Origin of the sequence: Methylobacterium sp. 37f (genome assembly GCF_023093475.1) — a bacterium.
GTDB lineage: Bacteria > Pseudomonadota > Alphaproteobacteria > Rhizobiales > Beijerinckiaceae > Methylobacterium.
Genome location: NZ_JAGHKN010000048.1, coordinates 1 through 22,260, shown reverse-complemented (window position 1 = coordinate 22,260; position 22,260 = coordinate 1). Strand labels below are relative to the sequence as shown.

The following is a 22,260-nucleotide window of genomic DNA, read 5'->3' as shown; positions in this document are numbered from 1 at the left end:
CTCGCTGGCGGTCAGAGGCCGAGGAACGGATCGGACAGATCGTCGTCCCGCGGGATCAGGTTGACGACCGATGCCAGGGGCAGGCCGGTCAGGGCGGCAAGGACGAGGCTGGCGGCGAACACGATCGGCCGGGGCGTGCGCCCGCTGTCGCAGTGCCGGTTCGCCGTCGCTCCGGCCAGGACTCGGGCGCAGGCCGGGCCGAAGATCAGGAGAGCGGTCATGCGGCGATCCCCCGGAGGCTCGAACGAGAGCGGACCACCTCGTCGATGCCCGCGAGCATCGAGGACCCAGCGTCCAGCCCTGCGAAGGCGCGTGCCAGGGATGCGGCCCGTGCGCGGTAGCGGGATTGGGCCAGCACCGTTTCGATCGCCTCGCGCAGCGCCGGGATCGACGGCGCGTTGGTCGCGAGATCGAGCCCAGCGCCCGACCAGCCGATGCGAGCGCCGATCTCCGCCTTGTCCTCGGTCAGCCCGGCCGAGACGATCGGCACGCCGGCCGCGAGGGCCTGCGAGACGCTGCCGTATCCGCCATTCGTGACGAGCAGGGACACCTCCGGCAGCATCGCGTCGAAGGGCAGGAACGGCGCCACGCGGGCATTCGCCGGAAGGGGGCCGCGCAGGGCCTCGACGGGGCGCCCGCCCGTGGTCGCCACCACCAGCAGGTCGTCGCGGTCCGCCAGGGCCGCGAGGGTCGGCTCGATCAGTTCGCCAAAATCGGCATTCGCCAGGGTGCCCTGCGTGACGAGGACAACGGGCTTGGCCCGGTCGCGCGCCTGCCACCAATCGGGGAGCTCGACCTCGACCCTCAGTGCCGGCAGCAGGCCGGTGAAGCGCAGGTTGGGCGGCAGCGTCCCGAAATCATACTCGAACTCGGGCACCGTCGGCTGGAGGAACAGGTCCGGCAGCACGGCGATGGAGTGCGGCAGCGAAGCCGGCAGGGGCGGCAGGCCGAGTTGCGCCAGCTGTGCGTCCCCGTAGGCGCGCACCGGATCGACGAAGGCGGCATCCATCCCGGCCTTCAGGACCGCGTAATGGGCGCGCTCGGCGTCCGTTCGGGCCGGCGGCAGGCCGAGGCCGACCGGCGCGTGGTCCGGCCGGTCGAGGAACAGGAAGCTGACGTTGAGGACGACGATGGGCGGACGCTGCGCGGAGGCGAGCAGCATCGGCAGCACGCCGAGGAACAGGCTGCCGGCGACGATCACGTCGGGCCGCTCCGCCTCGACGAGGCGACGCAGGGCCTCGGCCTGGACCGGAATCGGATCGATGAAACGGCGCGCGAACTCGCGCCGGTAGCGCTCGGGGCCGGCCGGCAGGTCGGTCTCGCGATACGCGGCGGCATCGCCGTCGTCGTAAGCCGAGAAGCGCAGGCCTGCCGACTCGACCTTTTCGCGGTATCGCTCGGCGGTCGTCAGAACGACGCTGTCGCCGCGGGCGGCGAGACGCCGGCCGAGGCTGAGAAGCGGATTGATGTGCCCGGTCAGGGCCGTGGCGGCGATCAGCACCTTCATGGCGGCGCGTCCTCGATGCGTCGGTTGCGATACCGAGACCATCGCTGCGGTGCACATCCGGGTTACGGGCGAGCGCCCGGCCTGGTGCGCTGGCGCACCGGGTTCCCCGACCCGACTCATGAACGCAGGGGTCCGCTGCCCTCGGTCCAGGCGCGCAGACGGCCCTGGGCGAGCGCTTCCTGCGTATGGCGGTACCCGATCCCCGCGATGGCCTCGAAGCTCGACCAGGCCCGCAGGTCGATGCCGGCCAGCGGCGGCTTGAGCAGGGCGGCGGCGTGGCCGACCGCCATCATCGATTGCGCGTCGCCCGACACGGTTGCGGCCCGCAGCAGCAGGGGCGCGATGCCCGGCATGGCGGCGGGCGCGCCGAGCATCCGCCGGATCAGACGTCCGCGCCAGGAGCGCACCGGCATGTCGCCGAAGGCGCGGTCGCTGCCGACATCGACGGCGAGCACCGGTCCCCGCTCCAGGCCGGCCAGAACGTCGGCCGGCAGGTTGTTCATCATGCCCCCGTCCACCAGGACGCCGTCCTCGGTGCAGACCGGGGGGAGCAGGCCCGGAATCGCAATGCTGGCTCGTAAGGCGCCAGGCAGGTCGCCGCTGCGGTGGACCATCGCGGTGCCGGTCGTCAGGTTGGAGGAGACGCAGAGGAAGGGGAGCCAGAGATCCTCGATCCGGGCGCCGCCGAACCATGCGGCGAGACCCGCGTCGACCTTCGCCCCGCGGGTCAGCGCGTGGTAGGGCAGCGTGTAGTCGTTGAGGGGATTGTTGCCGACGAAGAACGCGACCGTCCGTGCGCGGATGCGGTCGATGCCGAGACCCATGGCGAGGCTGGCCGCGACCACCGCGCCCATGCTGGTTCCGCCGACGAAGTCGGGGGCGCAGCCGGCCTCCTCGAGGGCCTGCAGCACCCCGAGATGGGCAAGGCCGCGCGCGCCGCCGCCACCGAGGACGAGGCCCCGGGCCGAGCCGCTCGCGAGGCGCGCGAGCCGCTCGAGATCGCTCACGTTGCCGGCCCGCACCGGAATGCGCAGGGCGGCGGGCAAGGCCGCGACATCGGGATGGACAGGGCGGGGCAGAACCGCATCCGCGTCCTGCGGGACGGCGAGATCCATCCGGATCCAGTCCGACCGCAGGCTCCCGAGCCAGGCGGCGGCCCCGTCGCGGGGCGACCGGCCGGGCTCGGCGAGCAGCAGGACGTGGTCCGCGTGGCGCAGGCAGAGCCGGCACCACGGGCAACCGACCTCGTGGGCCAAGAAGATCGTGCGGGCGTGGCGGGTCTCGTAGTCGTGGAACCAGGTCTCGTCAGCGCCCTCCGGCCAGCGTGTCAGGCAGCCGGTGCGGCCCGGCAGGGTGGCGTCGAAGGCCGCCGCCAGGGCGTTCCCGAAAGCCGCCGCATCGAGCCCTTCGGTGACGGCGAGCACGGCGAAACTGCGTGGTCTGTGCCGCACCGTCTCGCCCTCCTGGCCGGCACGGATGCGCTCGGTAAGAAGCCGCGCGAAGTAGAGCAGCATCCGGGGATGATGCCCGACCACCGCCTCGAAATCCGCGCGGGCCAGCCGCAGCAGATTGGAATCCCGCAGGGCCGTGGCGGTGGCGGATCGGGGGGCCGGCGAGAGCAGGGCCATCTCGCCGAAGCTCTCGGGCGGGTTCAACCGGGCGATCCGGCGGGACGGCCCGATGGCACCGTCGGTCGAGATCCCGATGGCACCGGACACCAGGGTGTAGAGCGCGTCCCCGGCCTCGCCTTGCGCGAACAGCGTGCTTCCGCCCGCCACCGCCACCGGGACCATACGCGCCCGCACCGCGGCGGCGGCCTCCGGGTCCAGGCCGGCCAGGAACGGGATGTCCGGTGCCGTCATGGCTGCCGCTTGAGCATGGTGGCGGCCCGGGCATATCCGCCGTCGGCGCCATCGACGAAATGGACATGGTCGTCGCGCAGCACGGAGGGCGTGATGCAGGTCACCACCGCGGCCTCCTGGCGGTGCAGGCCGTACCGCACCAGCCCTGCCGTCTGTGCGGTGGCGAGCCGCGCCTCGATCCGATCCGCCGTCGCGACCGGACAGGTCACGGTCAGGCGGAGCCCGTCCTCGTATTTCCGGAAGTCGGCATTGGCGGCCAGCCGCCGTCGATAGTGGCGCGGCGAGAAGCGGCCGAAGGGCACGCCGAGGCGGAACAACGCGAAGGTCGCGCTGCGCGACAGGAACAGGCTCGCCAGGCGAAGCCAGCGCGACCCCGCCAACAAATCTTGTCCGCGCGCGTCCTCCCGAAGGCCCGACCAGGGCGGCCGCATCGCGGGACCGGAATCCGGCAACGGGCGCCCCATGCCGGGGCTTGCCTCGACTACGGCCAGAACTTCGCCGAGGACCGCCAGCACGGCGCTCCGGTCGGCGCCCGCCTCGGGCAGGACGATGAGGGAGAGAACCAGGCCACCCTGGGCCGGCACCGCCTCGAACCGGCAGGACAGACCGGTGAGGTCCGGCTTCGCGCCACTTGCGGCCGCCGGGATCGCGTGGAGCCCACCCTTCAGCGCAGCCTCCGCGTAGGCGAGGCCGCCGCCGGAGAACATCGCGTAATCGACTCTGGGAGAGGCGGCGTAGCGCGCGATCCGGAGGTCGTGTCCGGCGGCCCGCACCGCCGAGACCGGCATCAGCCCGGCCCGCAAGGTGAGGTCGAGCGTCTCGCCGACCCAGGTCACCGTCGCGGCCAGAACCGCCTCGACCGTCTGGCGATGCTCGGGTGAGACCAGCAGGGTCGCACCGTCGCCCCCGAAGACGAACGGCGTGTCGGCCTCCGGCAGGGCGTTGCGCACGCCCGCGATCAGGGCGGCCCCGGCGATGTTCACGGACCGGTAGCGCCCCTCCTCAATCGCGCGGGTGGACATCACCACGTCGCAGAGGGCGATCCACCACGTGTCCGGCACCGGGAAGTAGAAGGCTTCATCGAGCACATCCGAGAACCGCGTCAGGCGCGGAACGGCGGCGTAGCGGAACGGGAGCGGGGCGAAGGTTTCCTCAGGCTCCATCGGCAGACCACGGGGCATGGCCGAAGCGGATACGCCGTCGGGGCGGACTTGCTGCGCAGGCATCGCCGAGCATCCCTTCTCCTCCGATGGCGATCGCCCCCCCCGGAGACCTTCGCAGGGCGAGACCTTCGCAGGGCGAGCGTGCGTCCCTGACGAGGTTTCGCCGACCGGCCCGTCACGGTTACATGGAAATCGGAAGTCCCACCCGCGTGTCGCGCGCGGCAGACGGAGATCCGCCGCCCGGACGCGATTCGGTCAGCTTCGCTCGAATGCGTCGTCGAGAACAGCGTTACGGTTCTTTGACATCAGGACTTCGGCGAACCGGGCCCTGCGACCCGTACAGACCCACCGATAGACTGTAACCGGGCGTCGCCCGCGACGAATGACGGGTATCCCGCCGCGTCACGGAGTACGCCATGTCGTCCCGCCTCACGTCTCTTCTCCTCGCCCTGACGTCGGTCATGCTCGTGTCCGGGCCTGTGCTCGCCCGGCCCGTGGTGGTGGAACTGTTCACGTCGCAAGGGTGCTCGTCCTGCCCGCCGGCGGAAGCGCTGCTCGGTGAGTTGGCCGGTCGCGACGACCTTCTGGCACTGGGATTCCACGTCACCTACTGGGACGATCTCGGCTGGAAGGACACCGCCTCCTTCGCGGGCGCGACCGAGCGGCAGGCGACCTATGCGGGGCATCTCGGCGAGGGAAATTTCACGCCGCAGCTCGTGATCGACGGCCGCAGGAGCGTGGTGGGATCGCGCCGTGCGGAGGCCGCCTCGGCCGTCGCGGCGGCCCGGGCCGAGGTGAGCACCGGAACCGAGGTCGCGATCGCGCGCCGAAACGGCCGCATCGCCGTGACGGTCGGGTCCGGCAAGGGCAGCGCCCGTGTGATCCTCGTCGGCTTCGACCGGTCCCTGCGCACCCCCGTGGCCCGGGGCGAGAATAGCGGACGGACCCTCGTGCAGGCCAATGTCGTGCGCTCGCTGCGCACCCTCGGCACCTGGTCGGGCGAGCCCCTGCAGTTCAGCGAGGCGTTGCCGGCCGGGCAGGATGCCGCCGTGATCGTGCAGCAATCGGACGGCCGCATCCTCGGAGCCGCACGCCTCTCGCCAGGGGCTTGAGACATGCCCCTCTGGAACGACGAGCCAAGTCCTGGCGCCTTGCGTCATACCCGCCTGATCGACGCGCTGGCCCGCGGCCTCGTTCCCGTCCGGCGTCTGCGCTCACCGCTCCGGCGGATGCTCGGCTGGCTGCTGGTCGTCGCTCTCCCCGGCGCCGGCCTCGCGGCGGTCGCCGACCTGAAGGGGGCACTTTCACGCCACGCTGGCGAGCCAGACCTCGTCCTGGCAGCCGTCGGATCGATTGCCACCGCCGTCACCGCGGCGGCGGCGGCGATCCTCGCGACGCTGCCCGACCGTGATCCGCGCTGGGCCCTTTTACCCGCGCCGAGCCTTGCGCTCTGGATCGGGGCGAGTGTCTCCGGCGCAGGCGCGGAGCATGGAGCGCCGATCGCCCTGTCGGAAGCCTGCGCCTGCGTCGGATTCATCCTGGGGCTCGGCGTTCCCTTCGCGCTGCTTCTCGCCGCGATCCTGAAGGGCGGCTACGCCCTCCATCCATCCTTAAGCGGCGGCCTCGCGGGTCTGGCGGCGGCCTCCGCCGCGGCGTCGATCCTGGGCCTGTTCCACCCCTTCGCCATGGCGCTGAATGACCTCGCCCTGCACGCGCTCGCGGTGGCGCTGCTCTCCGGAGCCGGGGCCGGGTTCGGCCGGCGCCTGCTTCGCGCAAGTGCCTGAGGATGGTCCCGATCGCTCCCGTCCGGCGCAGTCTGCTCGCCTGCCTCGCGCCGCTCTTCCTTCTCGGAGCTTTCCCCGCGCAGGCGGCATCCACCGCGTGGATCGGCGACGACCGAGCGGCGGTGCGGCTCGTGACGGCCACGGACGCCGTGGACAACGGATCGCCCGTCGAAGCGGGCCTCGAGTTTCGGTTCGGTGAGGGCTGGCACGGGGCGTGGCGCAGCCCGGGCGATGCCGGCTTGGCCCCGACCTTCGACTGGAGCGGATCGGACGGGCTCGTGCTCGAATCCATCGCCTGGCCCGCACCGCGACGCCTCACCGTCGGCGACCTCCAGACGTTCGTGTACGAATCCGGCGTCGTCCTGCCCCTTCGCTTCACACGGCGTGGCGACGGGGCCGCGCATCTGCGCCTGCGCCTCGTGCACGCGGTCTGCGGTGAGGTCTGCGTGCCCTATCGCGCGACCCTCGAACTCGCGCTGCCGGCGGGACCGGATCGCCCCTCGGCGGAGGCGGGACTGATCGATGCCGCCCGCGTGCGCGTTCCCGGGCCGCCCGAGGCTGCGGGCTTCGCCCTCGTCGGGCAGGCCCGGGAGGGACCGCCGAACGACCGGCGCCTGGTCCTGCGGGTGACCAGCGAACGCCGAGCCTTCGTCGCGCCGGATCTGTTCGTCGAGGGTCTGACGGGCGTCGTGACCGACCCTCCGGAAATCGCCCTGGCCGACGGTGGCCGTGCGGCCCGGCTCGCCCTGAGCCTGCCCCCGGACGCTGCGGATAGCGCGCTGCGCATCACCCTGGTCGATGGCCTGCGCAGCGCCGAAGTCACGCTCCCGGCCACGACCGGCACCGGCTGGGGTGCGTGGCTCGCCATCCTGGCGACGGCCCTGCTCGGCGGTCTCGTCCTCAATGCGATGCCCTGCGTCCTGCCGGTCCTGTCCCTGAAGGCCTTCGCGTTGACGCGGGCAGCCGGAGCGCAGCGGGGGAGCGTCCGGGCCGAACTGCTCGCGACGGCGGCGGGCATCCTCGCGTCCTTCCTCGCCATCGCCCTGGCTCTGATCGCCGTGAAGGCCTCGGGGGCCAGCGTCGGCTGGGGCATCCAGTTCCAGGCACCGTGGTTTCTCGCCGGCATGGCCCTGCTCACGGCGCTGTTCGCCGCGAGCCTGTTCTCGTGGGTGACCCTCGGACTGCCCCGCCCGCTGGCCGCCCTCGGATCCCTGCGCGGGTCCGGGCACCTGTCGGAGGCCTTCCTCACCGGCGCCTTCGCCACCCTGCTGGCCACGCCCTGCTCGGCACCGTTCGTCGGAAGCGCGGTGGGCTTCGCGCTGACCCGGGGACGTTTCGAGATCCTGACGGTCTTCGCGGCGCTCGGCCTCGGAATGGCGCTCCCCTTCGTGCTTCTTGCGCTGAGACCGGGATGGACGCGCCTGCTGCCGCGACCCGGCCCCTGGATGATCCGGCTTCGAAGCGGGTTCGGCCTTCTTCTCCTCGGAACGACCGTATGGCTCCTGACGGTCTTCGCCGAGGTGGCCGGCATCCCTCGGGCGATGGGGTTGGCGGGCATCCTGGCCCTTCTGCTCGGCTGGCTCGCCCTGAGCCGACGGCCGCGCGTTCCCGATCGTCGCCGAAGCCTGGTCACCGCGGCCCTCGTCCTCGCGCTCGTCTCGGTGACGGTGTGGCCGCGCAGCTCTGGAATGACCCCGGTGGCTCAGGTGGAGGACGGACCCTGGCGCGCCTTCGCCCCCGAGGCGATCCCCGCCCTGGTGGCGGAGGGCAAGGTCGTCGTCGTCGACGTGACGGCGTCCTGGTGCCTGACCTGCCGGATCAACGACGTCACCACCCTCGATCGCGCGGAGACCCTTGCGCGCCTGTCGGCGCCCGATGCGGTCGCGATGCGGGCGGACTGGACCCAGGCAGACCCGGCCATCCTCGCCTTCCTGCGCCGCTTCGGACGCTTCGGGATCCCGCTTGTGGCCGTCTACGGGCCCGGCCTGCCGCGCGGCGAGGCCCTGCCGGAACTTCTGGCGCCGGCAACGCTACGGGACGCCATCGAGCGAGCGGAGCGCGAGAGCCCAGACAAGATCACGACGGATTTTTCGCCCTGACCTGTAACCGTCGTCGGCACCCCTTCGAAAGACAATCCAGTACCGCCAAGATTTTCGGTACACCCCAGAAGGATCGCCTCACATGAGCACTCTCTTCCGCGTCGCCGCCGCTCTCGTCCTCGCCACCGCCGTCTCCGGTGCTCCGGCTTATGCCGTCGATTCCATGGCTAAGGACGGGATGGCCAAGGACAGCATGTCGAAAGACTCCATGGCCAAGGACGGAATGAAGAAGGACGGGATGAGCAAGGATTCCATGGCCAAGGATTCCATGGCCAAGGACGGCATGGCCAAGGATTCGATGGGTAAGGACGGCATGGCCAAGGACTCGATGAAGAAGTAAGTTCGGCCTCATGCGGACGGTGCGGGTCGGCCATTCGGGCCGCCCGTTCCTCATGCCGGGTTCTTCCCGGCTCTCCCCGCAGCGTCCGGAATCCCCGATCCCATGCCCGTTCGATCAGCGGCCTTGTCCGGCGAGGCAGCCCTGTCCGCCGCGATGCAGGCGGCGCAGGTCGGCGATGCCGCCGCTTACCGGGCACTCCTGCGCGATTGCCTGCCGGTGATCTCCGCGATGGCACGGGCCAAGGGGGTTCAGGGAGCGGCGCTCGACGACGTGGTGCAGGACACCCTGCTCACCCTTCATCGCGCGCGGGCGACCTACGATCCGGCCCGGCCGTTCCTGCCGTGGTTGCGCGCCATCACGCAGCGGCGGGCCATCGACGCGTTGCGCCGCAAGGGGCGTCGTCCGCAGGAAGTCCACGAGCCGCTCGCCTATGAGGCGCGTGCCGACGACGGCCCTGGGCCGGGTGACGACCTGGCGCGTCGCGAGCGTGCAGCGATCCTCGCTGCGGCCGTCGCGCATCTCCCCGAAGGACAGCGGGAGGCGATCGAGCACATCGCCCTGCGCGAATTGTCCCTCGACGAGACCTCGACGCTCACCGGGCGGACCAAGGGGGCGCTCAAAGTCAACTTCCACCGTGGTCTCAAGGCCCTCCGCGTATCGCTCTCATCCCGCAAGGAAGACACGGATGTCTGATCCGGTCACCCAAGACCCGGTCACCCAAGACCCGGTCACCCAAGACCCGGCCAGCCGAGACCTTTCCACCCACGATCTCGTCGAGGATCTGGCCCGGTCGCTGACGCCGGTCCGCCGGCTCCCGGGCCCGGGGCGCCGGACCCTGGTCTGGTCCGGCGCGGTGCTCACGGTGGGCCTCCTCCTCGTGCCGATGTCCGACGTCTCGGGATTGCGGGCGCGTCTCGGTGTGCCGGACCTGCACTGGGCGGCCCTCGGGGCGATCCTCACGGCCATCGCGGCTGCGCTGGCGGCCTTCCAGAGCAGCGTGCCCGGCCGAAGCGCGGCCTGGTCATGGCTGCCGCTCCCCCCGCTCGTCCTCTGGCTCGGCGCCAGTGGCCTCGGCTGCCTTCGTGGTTGGCTCGCGCCGGCCGCCAACCTCGCCGAGCCGGAGGAGATGCGGGGCTGCTTCGTGTTCCTGATGGGAGTCTCGCTGCCGCTGTCCGTCCTGCTGGTGCTGATGCTGCGGCGGGCCTGCCCGCTTCGCCCCAATCTCACGGCGGCCCTCGGGGGACTTGCCGCAGCCGCGGCGGCGGCGGCCTTGCTGGTGCCGTTCCATCCGCACGACGCCACCGCGACGGACCTGCTGGTCCACCTCGTCGCCGTCCTCATCGTCGTCGGCCTGAACAGTCTTTTCGGCGGCCGCCTCCTCGACAGAAATGCCGGACCGCGAGGCCGGCCTGTAACCGGCTCGATCCGCAAGGCGAATGACTGACCAGAGCCTCCGGCAAGGAGCCCGGCATCAAGGAACTCGGCACCATGGACCGCAGACAGATCCTCACCGCCGGCGTCTCGGCACTCGGCATCCTGACATTCCTTCGCGCCGCCGGAGGGTCCCTGGTCGGCGGCCCCGCCGCGGCCGAAACCTTCGCCGTCGCGAAGAGCGAGGCCGCTTGGCGGGCGCAGCTCGGGTCCGACGGCTACGCGGTCCTGCGCCGGCACGGCACCGAGCGCGCCGGCTCGAGCCCACTCAACGCCGAGAAGCGCGCCGGTCGTTTCGCCTGCGCCGGGTGCGACCAGCCGCTATTCGCCTCCAGCGCAAAGTTCGAGAGCGGAACCGGCTGGCCGAGCTTCACCGCCCCCCTCGCGGAGGCCGTGGGCACGACGACGGATTCCAGCCTGGGGATGAGCCGGACGGAGGTGCATTGCCGGCGCTGCGGCGGGCATCTCGGCCACGTCTTCGCCGACGGACCCGCCCCCACGGGACTTCGCTACTGCATGAACGGCGTCGCGCTGCGCTTCGAGCCCGCCTGACCGATCGCGTCTTTACCGTCCCGCAAAGGACCACCCCAAAGGACCACCCCCATGTCCCAGATCGTTAAGCCCGCGACCGTTCCCCCGTATCGCTCGCGCCTGACGGGGGCTTTCGGCGGCGGTGTCCTGGCCCTGTTCGGCCTCGTCCTCTCCATGACGATCGAACGGGCCGGCGCCGAGGAAGCGAGCCGGCGCCTGCCGGCCGCCGCGACACCGGCGCGTGAACCCGCCCGGCTTCAGAGCGCGGTGTTCGCCGGTGGATGCTTCTGGGGCGTGCAGGGGGTGTTCCAGAACGTCCGCGGCGTCACCCAGGCGGTTTCGGGCTATGCCGGCGGAGACGGAGCAAGCGCGAACTACCAGGCCGTCTCCAGCGGGCGTACGCGACACGCCGAGGCGGTCCGGGTGACCTACGATCCACGCGTGGTCTCCTACGACACGTTGCTCCGGGTCTTCTTCTCCGTCGCCCTCGATCCGACGCTGGTCGATCGGCAGGGGCCGGATCATGGCCCGCAATACCGCTCGGCCCTGTTCCCGGGCAATGCCGAGCAGGGCGCCGTGGCCCGCGCCTACATCGCGCAACTCGACGCCTCCGGAGGCTACGGTGCGCCGGTCGCCACCCGGATCGAACTCGGTGCTCCGTTCTACCCGGCCGAGGCCTACCACCAGGACTTCATGGTCCTGCATCCCGGACACCCGTACATCGTCGCCAACGACGCCGCGAAGGTGCGCGACCTGAAACGCTTCTTTCCCGAATTCGCCGCGCCGGCTCCGGCCCTCGTCGGACACGACCCCGCCTGACGCGATCCCACGCCTCGGGCTCGACGGTCCGACAGCCACCACCTCTTCAGGACGGTCCCGATGTATCCCTCTTCGCCGCGGGCCGAGCGCCCGATCCACCCCCTGGTCGTTCGGATCACCCATTGGGTGAACGCCTTGGCCATGCTGATCATGATCACCAGCGGATGGCGCATCTACAACGCCTCGCCGATCTTCGGCGATTGGGCGTTCCCGAAATCGGTCACCCTGGGTGGCTGGCTCGGCGGGGCCCTGCAATGGCACTTCGCGGGGATGTGGCTCCTCGTCGCCAACGGCCTCGTCTACCTGACCTATGGACTGATCTCGGGCCACCTGCGCCGGCGCCTCACGCCCCTGCGGCCGCGCGAGATCGGGCATGATTTCGTCGCCGCCCTGAGGTTCAGGCTTCCCCACGACCCGGGCGTCTACAACGCCGTTCAGCGTCTCCTCTACGTCGCGGTCCTGCTCATCGGAATCGTCATCGTGCTCTCCGGTCTCGCGATCTGGAAGCCGGTCCAGTTCGCGCCCCTGACGGCGCTGATGGGCGGCTACGACACGGCGCGGATCGTCCATTTCCTCGCCATGGCCGGCATCGCCGGCTTCGTGGCAGTGCATCTCGCCCTGGTGCTCCTGGTTCCCAGGACCCTGCCGACCATGATCATCGGCCGGGAGATCCATTTCGGCCGCAACCGCGTGGTGAAGCTATGACGCCCCTCGATCGCCTTCTCCGCCGCCCGCGTCCGGATCTCACGGTCCCTGGGACGCCCCTCGTCCGCGCCGACCGACGCCTGTTCCTGCGCGGCGGCCTCGTCGCGGCGGGGAGCCTCGCGCTCGGCGGTTGCGACATCTCGGACAACCCGCAGGTGGAGAGCATCCTTGGTGGGATCTCGCGGCTGAACGATCGCGTCCAGGGTGCCCTCTTCGGGGGCACGCGCCTGGCCCCGACCTTCGCTGTCTCGGAGATCACCCCGGACTTCCCCTTCAATGCCTATTATCCGGCGAGCAAGATCCGGGTGATCGACGGGTCGACCTGGAAGCTCGGACTCGCCGGTCTCGTCGCCGACAAGGCGCCGTGGACCCTCGACCGCCTGAGGACCCTGCCGCAGGAAGCGCAGATCACCCGCCACGTCTGCGTCGAGGGCTGGAGCGCCATCGGGCAATGGTCGGGGGTCCCGTTCCGGACCTTCCTCGAACGGATCGGGGCCGACACGACCGCACGTTACGTCCGCTTCGCCTGCGGGGACGATTATTGGACGAGCATCGACATGCCGAGCGCGCTTCACCCCCAGACGATCCTGGCCCTGGACTACGCCGGCGCACCCCTGCCGCCGAAATACGGCTTTCCGGTCAAGCTGCGCATTCCGACGAAGCTCGGGTTCAAGAACCCCAAGCACATCATGGCCATCACGGTGACGAACGATTACCCGGGTGGATACTGGGAAGATCAGGGCTACAACTGGTTTTCCGGGCTGTAGTGAGTCTGAACGTGAATCGCCCGATATCCGCCGATCGGTGTCATGTGGACCGCCGCTAAACGGGAGTTGCCGAGCGGTTTGGCGGCCACCGGCACGGAACGGCATGAGGTTTTGAAATGCTGAAATTCTTCTTCAACGGCTCTCCGAACCCGACGAAGGTCGCGTTGCTGCTGGAGGAGCTCGGACTGCCCTACGAGCCCGTCCCGATCGACACCCGCAAGGGTGACCAGTTCGCGCCTGATTTCCTGGCCCTCAATCCGAACGGCAAGGTGCCGGTCCTCGTCGACGACGCGGATGTGATCTTCGACAGCAATGCCATCCTGCTCTACCTCGCCGAGAAGACCGGACGATTCCTGCCGCCTTCGGGTGGCGACCGGGCTCAACTCCTGTCCTGGCTGATGTTCGTCGCGACGGGCGTCGGGCCGTTCTCCGGCCAGGCGGTCCATTTCCGGCACTTCACCCCGGAACAGGTGCCCTATGCCCAGGCGCGCTACAGCTTCGAGGCGCGCCGTCACTACGATATCCTGAACGCACACCTCGCCCAGCGCCGCTACCTCGTGGGCGACGCCTACACCATCGCGGACATGAGCGCCTGGGGATGGGCCCGCATGATCCCCTTCGTCCTCGGCGAGACGGCCTGGGCGGAGCTGCCCCACCTCAAGCGCCACCACGACGAGATTGCTACCCGCCCAGCCGCCGCGCGTGCTGCCGGCCTCAAGGACCGCTTCCCCTTCAAGCCCGAGATGGACGACGAGGCGCGCGCCAACATGTTTCGGCATCTCAAGTCCTGACAATCGTCTTTGCCCTCGAACTCCGCCGTTGCTGGGCATCGCCCCATCCGGCGGAGGCATCAGAGCGGGGATAGCTGACGAGCCCCTTCGACCATTTGAAACGGTGATCAAGCGACCAAGGGTCTACCCGGTCACACGCACCCGCACCCGGTGCCAGCAGGTGCAGAGGTAGCCTTTGTGGTTCCATGTATCGTCCGGTAGCGCCGGCTGCGTCTGGCTGGCCGCGTCCCAGGCGCGGACAGCAAGCTCGTGCTCGCCTGGGGGCAGGTCGAGGTCCACGCTCCAGAACGTCCAGGCGAACGGCGCATCCGGCTCGTGCTCCAGATCTGCCTGCAGCCAGGACCGGCCTCCGTTCCCGGAGACATCGACGCGGACGATGCCCCTGTCGCCGCTCACCGCGTAACCGCGAACCCTGTTCCGTCCGGCCGTGAGTGCGGCTCCGCGGTCCGGCTCGCAGATCGCGGCGTTGAGCGGCATCGTGTCGATGGTGTGTCCCTTGGTCGGATCCGCCGTCTCCGCGGTCACGTCGGACGGGTACAGCTTGTAATCGTCGGCCTGGATCGAGTTGTCGGACGGATGGTCCTGCACGGCGAGGCGCCGGAGCCATTTGGGGCTGCGCACGCCGGCATATCCCGGCACGACCGCACGGACCGGGAAGCCGTGCTCGGGCAGCAAGGCTTCACCGTTCATGGCGTAGGCAAGCAAGGTCTCGGGCGCCATGGCCTTGCCCAGTGGGATCGAGGCTCCGTACGGGTGACCTTCCACCATGTCGTGGCTCTCAAAGGCCACATGGAGATCCGCGCCATCCGCGACACCCGCGCCTCGCGCAGGAGGTCGCCGAGGCGGACCCCGGTCCATTCGGCCGTCCCGATGGCACCGGCATCCCATGGGTCGCCGGAGACCGGGGCAACCGCTCGCATGTCGGCGAGCCGATTGCCGGCACATTGCATCGTTGCCGTGACCGTGGCTTCCGGGAAGCGGGTACGGAGGTCGCGCAGCGACAGCTCCAGCGTGACACCGGCTCCGCCCTCGACGGTCAGGCGCCAGGTGTCCGGGTCGAGGTCCCGTAGATCGCCGTGCGAGCGGACATAGAAGTCCTCCGCCGGCGTCCGGTAGGAAGCACGCAGTCGGCCAAGAGGCGGTTCGGCATTGTAGGGCTGATCGCCATGGACGATCAGGCGAGCCTTTCGCTCGGATAGGCTCGACATCGGGACTCCCGTTCGGGTGAGTTCACGGGAGTGAACGCGCCGGCGGCGCCAAGGCTCACTCGACGACCTGAAGGCAGCCGAGGCATATTCGTCATGCGCACGTTCACCCCATCCCGCAGATCGGATTCTGGCCTGGGAATCTTGGACGACTAGTTCGCGGAGTGGATGTTCGGCGGCCCGAGATGCTGGAGAAAATCCGGTTTGCCGAGGCTCACGCCAGCGCTGCGGAGGATGCCGTAGGCTGTGGTCACATGGAAGAAGAAGTTCGGAAGCGCGAAGCCGGTAAGATAGGCCTGCCCGTTGAAGCGGTATCCCATGCCGTTCGGGAACTTCAGTTCCACCTCGCGCTCCGCGCCTGAGGCCAACGCGGCCGGATCGATGCCCTCGACAAAGGCAATCGTCCTGGCACAGCGCTCCTTGAGTTCGGCGAAGGTGGCCTCGACGTCTGGCATCGAGGGCGCTTCGATCCCGGCGAGCCGTGCCACCGCGTTCTTCGCGCTGTCGGACGCCATTTGATACTGGGCAGGCAGAGGCTTCATGTCGGGTGCCAGCCGCTGGACGAACAACTCGGCTTCCGGCTTTTCCGATGCCGCCTTGTCGAGCCACGCGCTCATGTTGCGTAGCGCGTTAACGAAGATCGGGACGCTGACGTCGTGGATGCTGATGCTCATCCAGGGTGGCTAAGGCACCTGCCATCGAAGACGCAGTGAGATGGCGCACACCGTGGAAGTGTGCTTCGAGCGAATGTGCCGGACGCCCGACGAACGACCGCTTCTGGGACGCGATGTGGATGGTCCGGGCGTCTGGCATGGGTCGGGACCCGTCCGTCCTCTCTACGACCCGGTTGGGTGGATTTCTGCCCGTCCGGTTTAGGATTTAAAAGATAGAAAAGCTGACGCTGGCTTTGAGAGCGGCGCAAGGCAGCCTCGCGCCTTCAACGAACCTTCACGTCCGATCATCCCGAAGGTCTCTACTTCGAAGGCGGTCAGACCAGAGAAGGCCCGGTGGTTACAACACCCTGGAAGCGGGATTACTCATGAGCCTTGGGGGGCTCCTGGCCGACATCGGACATCGTCCCGGCCTGGCGTTGAGGGGGAACCATCAGAAGGCGTGGCTCGACGACCTCCTGCATAGGCTCGCCATGGGCCTGCTCTGAGCGCCACGGGCGTCTCGCACGCGCGACCCTACTGCAGCGGAGTGAACGGGCTCATAGTGGCCACCGTCGGGGCCGGGAGCGGCACGTCGACGGAGCAGCGCAAGCCTTCGGACGCGAAGTCGAGGGCGAGCTTTCCGTCGAGCTCCCGCTCGATGCTCACCGCGATGAGCCGGGTGCCGAAACCGCGCCTCGTTGGCGGCGGCGACGCCGGACCCCCGTCCTCAACCCAGTCCAGCCGCAATCGCCTCGCACCGCCTTCGGTCCTGACCACGCGCCAGGTCACGCGGATCTCGCCGTCCGGCACCGATAGGGCTCCGTGCTTGGCGGCGTTGGTGACGAGCTCGTGCAACGTCATCCCGAGGGAGAGGACGTGGCGCGGCGGCAGGTCCACATCGGGTCCGTCCACGACGAAGGTCGCGTCGCCACCCCGGTAGGGACCGAGCTCGTTCTCCAACACCGCCCGCAAGGGGGCGCCCGACCAGTCGTCCCGCGTCAGGAGGTCGTGGGTCTTCGACAGGGCGAGGATGCGCGCCTCAAGCCGCTCGCCTGGCGCCTCGCCGCCGCGCGTCGATTGCCGTGCCAGGGCCTGGACCGTGGCGAGGGTGTTCTTCACGCGATGGTTCAACTCGTGCAGCATCGTCACCTGACGCTCCTGCATCGCGCGACCGTTGCGGACCTCGTCGCGAAGGTCGACCTCGTTGCGTTGAAGGCTTCCGGCCATCGCGTCGAGTTTGCTGCCGAGGCGGCCGAACTCGTCGGCGCCGTCCAACCCGGTCCGGGCGGCGAGGTCTCCGGCCTGCCATTTCGATGCCGTCCGGAGCAGGCGGTCGAAGGGGCGCCGGATGAAGGCGCGCCCCGCCAGGAACGCGGCGGCGACGGCCAGAACCGCACCCAGCGCGATCAGCACCACGCCCCTGCGGGTGGCGGCGTCCACGTCCGCGAAGGCAATCTGCCGGTCGCGGCCGACCGTCACCCAGGCCGAAGACGCCGCGCCGCCGGGCTTGGCATTGGCGAGGATGCGTTCGCGTCCGTCGATGCCGAAGTCGACGCGGACACCCTCGCCACGACTCATCACGATGCGCTGTCGATCCGGCGGCACCGGTTTTCCGACCCAACCAGTCCCGTCGGGATAGCGAACCAGGATGATGCCGTCCTGGTCCGCCACCGTCACGGACGTGCTGGGAAGTCTCAGGTTGCGCCTAAGGTAACCGTCGAGCCACCCGAGGTCGACGGCGACGGCGAGCACGCCGACCGTGCGCCCCTCCGCGTCGGGCAGCGCTTGGGCGAAGTGCAGCGAGTCCCTGCGGGAGGCGTTGCCGCGAGCATAGGTCCCCATCACGAACGTGCCCTCGGCGACGGCGCGACGCTGGTAGACCCGGTCGGGTACGGCGTAGGAGCCGGACGCGGACCCGAGGCTGTTGCACACGACGGTCCCGTCCGACCGGGTCAGCGCGAACACCGCGAATTGCGGATTGTCGCGCACGGCCCGGCGGAGGTACTCGGTGCAGCCCGAGGGCTCCATCGCCCGGACCGCCGGGTCCTGAGCCAGGAAGTTGAGGGCTTGGCGGGCCGACTCCGCGACCTGCGAAAGGTCCTCGGCGACGGTCCGGGCCGTCGCCATCGTATCGGCGCGCACAACTTCGTCGCGCGAGGTGCGCAAGGCGTGCTCGTTGTAGCCCTGGATCGCCAATGCGGGCGCGAGGGCAAGCAGCACGAGGAGCAGGATGCGGGTCGTCAGGGACATGGGGCGCCGGCCGCTTCCGGAAGGGTGAAGCGGAAGGTGGTGCCCTGGTCGGGAGAACTCACGACGGTCAATTCGCCGCCTTGGCGCTCCACGAGGTCGCGGCACAGCAGGAGCCCCAACCCGCTCCCGCGCTCGCCCGCCGTCCCGTTCGTCGTGCTGCGCCGGTCGAGCCGGAACAGGTCGGCCACCTTTCCGGCGGGCATGCCGACACCGGTATCAGAGACCGTGATCTCAATGCCGCTCCCGGTCCGCTGGCCGGCGACCGTGATGGTGCCGCCCGGCAGGGTGAACTTGACCGCGTTGCTCACGAGGTTGCGCAGGACAGTAGCCAGCATGTCCCGCTGCGCGCGGACCGTGGCCCCCCGGCAGTCGATGGACAGGGTCAGACCCTTGTCGGCAGCCGCCTCGGCAGCGCCCTGCATCACTTCCGCCCCCACCGTGCCGAGGGCGACGTCGGTAATCGTCACCGCCATCGTGTCCATCTGCAGGCTCGTCCAGGAGAACAGGCTCTCCAGCAGGGCGTAGGCTTGCGTGGCGGCGTCGTTGATGCCCTTGGCACGACGCTCGATGGAGGCGTGGTCCCGCGTCGCCACCGCCTTCCCCAGGACCTCCGACAGGCCGAGCAGCGACTGGAACGGGTTGCGCAGGTCGTGGGCGATGATCGAGAACAGCAGGGTCTTCTGCCGGTTGAGGGTATCGAGCTCCAGCGACTTCGCCTCGGCCTCGCGCCGAGCCTCGTCGAGCTTCGCCTGGAAGCCGCGGCGCGCCTCAGAGTACCGGATCGCCCGAGCCAGGCTCGACGGCGTCGCCTCCGCCTTGGCGAGGTAGTCGAGGGCGCCGGCCCGCATCAGCCGGAATGCCAGGTCCTCGTCCGCCTCGCCGGTCAGCATCAGCACGGCGTGACCCTCGCCCGGGAGGGCGAGGAGCGAGGCGAGGAGGTCGAAGGTGTCGACGTCCGGCAGGCGGTAGTCGAGCAGGATGCAATCGAACGCGCCCTCCCGCGCCAGCCGCAGCCCGGTCGTGCCGTCGGGCGCCTCGGTCAGGTCGTGCTTCAAACCCGACTTCTTCAGGGCGCGGCGCACGGACGTCCGGTCGACGGCGTCGTCGTCGATCAGCAGGATGCGGGTGGGGGATTCCACGTGTCTGCCGAGCGCTATTGCGGGAACTCGACCACCTTCCAGAAGTGCTCCAGCATGGAGACCGCCTCCATGAAGGTGTTGGCCGGATCGCGCTTGACGATGTAGCCGGCCACGTTGTGCCCGTAGGCCCGCATGCGGTCCTCGTCCGCCTTCGAGGTGGTGATCATGAACACCACGGCGGTGCGTAGGTCCTCGTCGGCCCGGATCTCCTCCAGGAACTCGATGCCGTTCATGCGCGGCATGTTGAGATCGAGCAGGATGAGGTGGGGCTTCGGGAGCTTCTCCTTGCCGTTCTGGCCGCGCAGGTACTCCAGCGCCTCGATGCCGTCGCGGGCGACCGTGATCGGGTTACCGATCTTGCTCTTCTTGAAGGCACGCTTGAGCCCCTGAACGTCGACCTCGTCGTCGTCGACCAGCAGCAGGTTAACCGTCGAACCCATCAGCCCCCCCCTTCGCGCCGTCCCGCGGCCACGTGAAATGCACCGAGAGGCCACGCCCCTCCCGGCCTTCGTTCAGCCAGACCTTGCCACCCTGGCGCTCGACGAGTTTCCTGACGATGGCCAGACCCATGCCGCTGCCCTCGACCTCGTCGCGGGGCCTCAGGGTCTGGAACATGCCGAACACGCGCTCGCGGAACTGCTCCGGGATGCCGGCACCGTCGTCCGTGACCACGAACTCTACCATATCGCCCATCGGGTGCGCATCGACGCGGACGCGACCGTCCCCCGGATGGTCGTGATGCTTGATCGCGTTGCCGATCAGGTTCTGGAGCGCCTGGGTGAGCGGGGCCTTCGCCGCGTTCAGCGTCGGCAGGTCGTCGGCGGCGACAATCTCGAACCCGTCGGGTGGGCTCACCAGCACGGCGAGTTCGTCGACGAGGGCCTTGGTGTCGACCTGCGTGAAGGCCACGTCGGCACGTCCGGCCCTTGAGTAGGCCAGCAGGTCGTCCAGCAGGCTCTCCAGGCGCCGGACCCGGCTCTTGAGGAGCTCCATGTTGGTTTGGACGTCGCCTGTCAGGGCACCTTCGAGGTCCTCCTCGATCCAGCCGACGAGGTTCTCGATGCCGCGGAGCGGCGCCTTGAGGTCGTGCGAGGCGACGTAGGCGAACTGCTCCAGTTCCTCGTTCGTGCGGCGCAGGTCGCGGGCCTTGCCGGCCAGACGTGCCTCCATGCGCTTGCGGTCGGTGATGTCCGTGTTGGTCCCGTACCAGCGGATGACGCGCCCCTCCGCATCGCGAAACGGGTTGGCGAGCGAGAGGAACCAGCGGTACTCGCCGGTGGCGCTGCGGAGGGGGAAGGTGTCGTTCCACGGCTCGCCGGCCTTGAAGGCGTGCGAGATCCGCTCGACGACCCGGTCAACGTGATCGGGATGGTGGACGGCCTTCCAGCCCCATCCCTTCATGGAATCGATAGTCGTGCCCGTGTAGTCGTACCAGCGCTGATTGTACCAGAAGATGTCGCCATTCGCGTCCGCGATCCAGGCCATCTGCGGCAGGGTGTCTGCGAGGTTGCGGAAGTCGGACGCGTCCGGAGCGGTCGGCGTCGGCGCCACGGCGTCTGTCATGGCGTTTCCCTTGTTTGGTGGCTCACCGGCGTCCGCTCGCGGTCGAACGTGTAGAGCACGTCTTTTCGCGTCCTCGGTGCCCTTGTCCACCCGCGTCGGTGATCCGCATCAAGGGATCCACCGGAGGATCCCATCGCACGACGACCGCGCCTGTCTCGGCCGGCCCGGTCCCCCAGGCGGCGGACAATGTCCGTCCTGGCTGCGGCGGGTTCGATAACGCAAGTGCCGCTCCAGCCATGCGACGGAAACGCGGAGTGTCGGCGGCCTAGACCGAAACCGGATCGCCCGGGAAGGCCGCGGCGACGCATGCGCCCTCGGGTCCGTCATTCGGCAGCCTCCGGGGCCGGGGCGGCGGTCCGTCCGGCGCGTCGCCGGCCGGCGAGCTCGACGGGGGGCAGCCCGACGATGTCGTAGGTGGCCGAGGCGATGCCGATGCCAGCGGCGTCGAGGCCCACCAGCATCTCGCGGCTCATGGCGTCCTTGGCGCCTCGGATCTGGTGGGTGCCGAGGATGAAGCGGACGGTCAGCTCCAGCCAGTTGTCGGTGATCCGGAAGAACACGCGCGGCTCCAGGTCGATGGGCTCGACACCGAAGCGGTTCTGCAGGTTCGCCTTGGCCTCGTCGGTCATGACGTTCGTATCCAGGGCGTGCTTCTTCGCTGCCGAGAGCATGATCGCCTCGACCTTCGCCCTGTCGGCCTCGTAGGTGATCGGGATGGACATCTCCTCCCAGATGAACGGGAAGTCGCGGGTGTAGTTGAACACCGGCTCGGAGAAGATCTGCGCGTTGCTCACCGTGACGATGCGACCGGTGAACTGGCGGCTGCGCACCCACATGGCCGGGCTGCTGCCCTGCACCGCCGGCGGCTGGCCCATCTCCATGATCGTGGTCTGGATGAAGCCGAGGCGGAGCACGTCGCCGCGCACGCCGCCCATGGTGATGCGGTCGCCCACGGTGAAGGTCGAGCCGCGCAGGATCACGAAGTAGCCGGCGACCGAGGTGACGACCTGCTGAAGGGCGAACGCGAGGCCGGCGGACATCAGCCCGAAGGCGGTGGCGAGGCGGGCGGGATCGTTGAACCAGATCGAGAGCAGGCCGAGGACAAGCAGCACCGCCGCGAGAAGGCTGATGCCCTGGCGCGTCCAGAACTTGGTCTGGAGCGTGGAATGGTCGGTGCGGTTCAGGACCAGCCCGACGAACGCCCGAAGGCCGATCCCGCCCCCGACGATCACCGCGATGAAGATCAGGGAGAGCAAGAGCTTCCGCCCGTTTTCGGCATTCACGCCGACCCAGTCGATTCCGAGGAAATGCACGCGTTGGTCCTTCGTGTGGTCTAGGATGCGGTCGCGTCCGAGCCTAAATGTGACGGACCGCTATCGCGAAGTCCGGTCTACGGATGGGTGGGTGTCGTCGGCCGATCAGCTTGTCGGAGACGGCGTCAGCGCGACCGCCTCCATGGCACCGGCGTCGGCGATGGCCAGCTTGCCGCGAACGGTCAGGTCGCTGACGAAGGCGAACTGGTCGCGCATGTCGAACGGGTAGGCGCGCAGCTTGTAGTGCGTGCCCCAGGGCTCCTCGTGCAGCACCACGCGGACCGATTTGCCGTAGTTCAGGTACGGGCTGGTCAACGCCACGTCCGTCAGCAAGGCGC

Annotated in this window: 21 protein-coding genes and 2 pseudogenes; 11 read left to right on the top strand and 12 right to left on the bottom strand. The window is 69.5% G+C overall.

What is annotated here, in order from left to right; genetic code table 11:
* Positions 1-11 precede the first annotated feature (11 nt).
* The 4 genes from J7U37_RS22230 to J7U37_RS22215 form a co-directional block, all read right to left on the bottom strand.
* On the bottom strand, positions 12-221 hold the full coding sequence (locus J7U37_RS22230; RefSeq protein WP_247637123.1) for a hypothetical protein: 210 nt from the start codon (positions 219-221) through the stop codon (positions 12-14).
* On the bottom strand, positions 218-1,507 hold the full coding sequence (locus J7U37_RS22225) for a nucleotide disphospho-sugar-binding domain-containing protein (protein WP_247637122.1): 1,290 nt from the start codon (positions 1,505-1,507) through the stop codon (positions 218-220). Before J7U37_RS22225 ends, J7U37_RS22230 begins: the two co-directional genes overlap by 4 nt.
* 116 nt (positions 1,508-1,623) lie before the next feature.
* Complete coding sequence (locus tag J7U37_RS22220) at positions 1,624-3,369, bottom strand: patatin-like phospholipase family protein (protein WP_247637121.1); 1,746 nt, start codon at positions 3,367-3,369, stop codon at positions 1,624-1,626.
* Positions 3,366-4,595 (bottom strand): DUF3095 domain-containing protein, encoded by a 1,230-nt coding sequence (locus tag J7U37_RS22215; RefSeq protein ID WP_348773015.1) that lies wholly within the window; start codon positions 4,593-4,595, stop codon positions 3,366-3,368. The genes J7U37_RS22220 and J7U37_RS22215 overlap by 4 nt, the downstream gene beginning before the upstream one ends.
* 353 nt (positions 4,596-4,948) lie before the next feature.
* On the opposite strand from J7U37_RS22215, the gene J7U37_RS22210 reads away from it, so the two are divergent.
* From J7U37_RS22210 to J7U37_RS22160, 11 genes are all read left to right on the top strand, one after another.
* A complete protein-coding gene (locus J7U37_RS22210; RefSeq protein WP_056093269.1) occupies positions 4,949-5,644 on the top strand; it encodes a DUF1223 domain-containing protein in 696 nt (231 codons plus the stop codon).
* Between the two features lie 39 nt (positions 5,645-5,683).
* Positions 5,684-6,316, top strand: a complete 633-nt coding sequence (locus tag J7U37_RS22205; protein ID WP_247637120.1) for an NrsF family protein — start codon at positions 5,684-5,686, stop codon at positions 6,314-6,316.
* A gap of 2 nt (positions 6,317-6,318) precedes the next feature.
* On the top strand, positions 6,319-8,415 hold the full coding sequence (locus J7U37_RS22200; RefSeq protein WP_247637119.1) for a protein-disulfide reductase DsbD domain-containing protein: 2,097 nt from the start codon (positions 6,319-6,321) through the stop codon (positions 8,413-8,415).
* Positions 8,416-8,497: 82 nt separating this feature from the next.
* Positions 8,498-8,755: a pentapeptide MXKDX repeat protein gene (locus tag J7U37_RS22195; protein ID WP_055950135.1), complete on the top strand. Its 258-nt coding sequence runs from the start codon at positions 8,498-8,500 to the stop codon at positions 8,753-8,755.
* Positions 8,756-8,857: 102 nt separating this feature from the next.
* Entirely contained in the window at positions 8,858-9,448 is a 591-nt protein-coding gene (locus J7U37_RS22190) for a sigma-70 family RNA polymerase sigma factor (RefSeq protein ID WP_147709029.1), read from the top strand.
* Positions 9,441-10,199 carry an NrsF family protein gene (locus J7U37_RS22185; RefSeq protein WP_247637118.1) on the top strand — a complete coding sequence of 253 codons (759 nt, stop codon included), beginning with the start codon at positions 9,441-9,443 and terminating at the stop codon, positions 10,197-10,199. Before J7U37_RS22190 ends, J7U37_RS22185 begins: the two co-directional genes overlap by 8 nt.
* Positions 10,200-10,243: 44 nt before the next feature.
* Complete coding sequence (gene msrB / locus J7U37_RS22180) at positions 10,244-10,738, top strand: peptide-methionine (R)-S-oxide reductase MsrB (protein ID WP_147709031.1); 495 nt, start codon at positions 10,244-10,246, stop codon at positions 10,736-10,738.
* A 153-nt stretch (positions 10,739-10,891) separates the two neighbouring features.
* On the top strand, positions 10,892-11,536 hold the full coding sequence (gene msrA / locus J7U37_RS22175) for a peptide-methionine (S)-S-oxide reductase MsrA (protein WP_247637139.1): 645 nt from the start codon (positions 10,892-10,894) through the stop codon (positions 11,534-11,536).
* A gap of 60 nt (positions 11,537-11,596) precedes the next feature.
* The gene (locus J7U37_RS22170) at positions 11,597-12,241 is read left to right on the top strand and encodes a cytochrome b/b6 domain-containing protein (RefSeq protein ID WP_247637117.1); all 645 of its coding nucleotides are present in this window, start codon (positions 11,597-11,599) and stop codon (positions 12,239-12,241) included.
* Entirely contained in the window at positions 12,238-13,008 is a 771-nt protein-coding gene (locus J7U37_RS22165) for a molybdopterin-dependent oxidoreductase (protein WP_247637116.1), read from the top strand. The genes J7U37_RS22170 and J7U37_RS22165 overlap by 4 nt, the downstream gene beginning before the upstream one ends.
* Positions 13,009-13,124: 116 nt before the next feature.
* Positions 13,125-13,799: a glutathione S-transferase N-terminal domain-containing protein gene (locus tag J7U37_RS22160; RefSeq protein WP_056093246.1), complete on the top strand. Its 675-nt coding sequence runs from the start codon at positions 13,125-13,127 to the stop codon at positions 13,797-13,799.
* A gap of 123 nt (positions 13,800-13,922) precedes the next feature.
* On the opposite strand, the pseudogene J7U37_RS22155 reads toward J7U37_RS22160, so the two are convergent.
* The 8 genes and pseudogenes from J7U37_RS22155 to J7U37_RS22120 all read right to left on the bottom strand — a co-directional run.
* Positions 13,923-15,007: pseudogene (locus J7U37_RS22155) on the bottom strand (molybdopterin-dependent oxidoreductase).
* A gap of 149 nt (positions 15,008-15,156) precedes the next feature.
* Complete coding sequence (locus J7U37_RS22150) at positions 15,157-15,678, bottom strand: DUF1993 domain-containing protein (protein ID WP_247637115.1); 522 nt, start codon at positions 15,676-15,678, stop codon at positions 15,157-15,159.
* A gap of 513 nt (positions 15,679-16,191) precedes the next feature.
* Positions 16,192-17,907: an HWE histidine kinase domain-containing protein gene (locus tag J7U37_RS22145; RefSeq protein WP_247637114.1), complete on the bottom strand. Its 1,716-nt coding sequence runs from the start codon at positions 17,905-17,907 to the stop codon at positions 16,192-16,194.
* On the bottom strand, positions 17,898-19,046 hold the full coding sequence (locus tag J7U37_RS22140) for a hybrid sensor histidine kinase/response regulator (protein ID WP_247637113.1): 1,149 nt from the start codon (positions 19,044-19,046) through the stop codon (positions 17,898-17,900). The genes J7U37_RS22145 and J7U37_RS22140 overlap by 10 nt, the downstream gene beginning before the upstream one ends.
* A gap of 14 nt (positions 19,047-19,060) precedes the next feature.
* Positions 19,061-19,486: a response regulator gene (locus tag J7U37_RS22135; protein ID WP_018042937.1), complete on the bottom strand. Its 426-nt coding sequence runs from the start codon at positions 19,484-19,486 to the stop codon at positions 19,061-19,063.
* Entirely contained in the window at positions 19,470-20,609 is a 1,140-nt protein-coding gene (locus J7U37_RS22130; RefSeq protein WP_247637112.1) for a PAS domain-containing sensor histidine kinase, read from the bottom strand. The genes J7U37_RS22135 and J7U37_RS22130 overlap by 17 nt, the downstream gene beginning before the upstream one ends.
* A gap of 323 nt (positions 20,610-20,932) precedes the next feature.
* Positions 20,933-21,922 (bottom strand): mechanosensitive ion channel domain-containing protein, encoded by a 990-nt coding sequence (locus tag J7U37_RS22125; RefSeq protein WP_018042939.1) that lies wholly within the window; start codon positions 21,920-21,922, stop codon positions 20,933-20,935.
* A 105-nt stretch (positions 21,923-22,027) separates the two neighbouring features.
* Positions 22,028-22,260: pseudogene (locus J7U37_RS22120) on the bottom strand (mechanosensitive ion channel protein MscS); the annotation flags it as partial.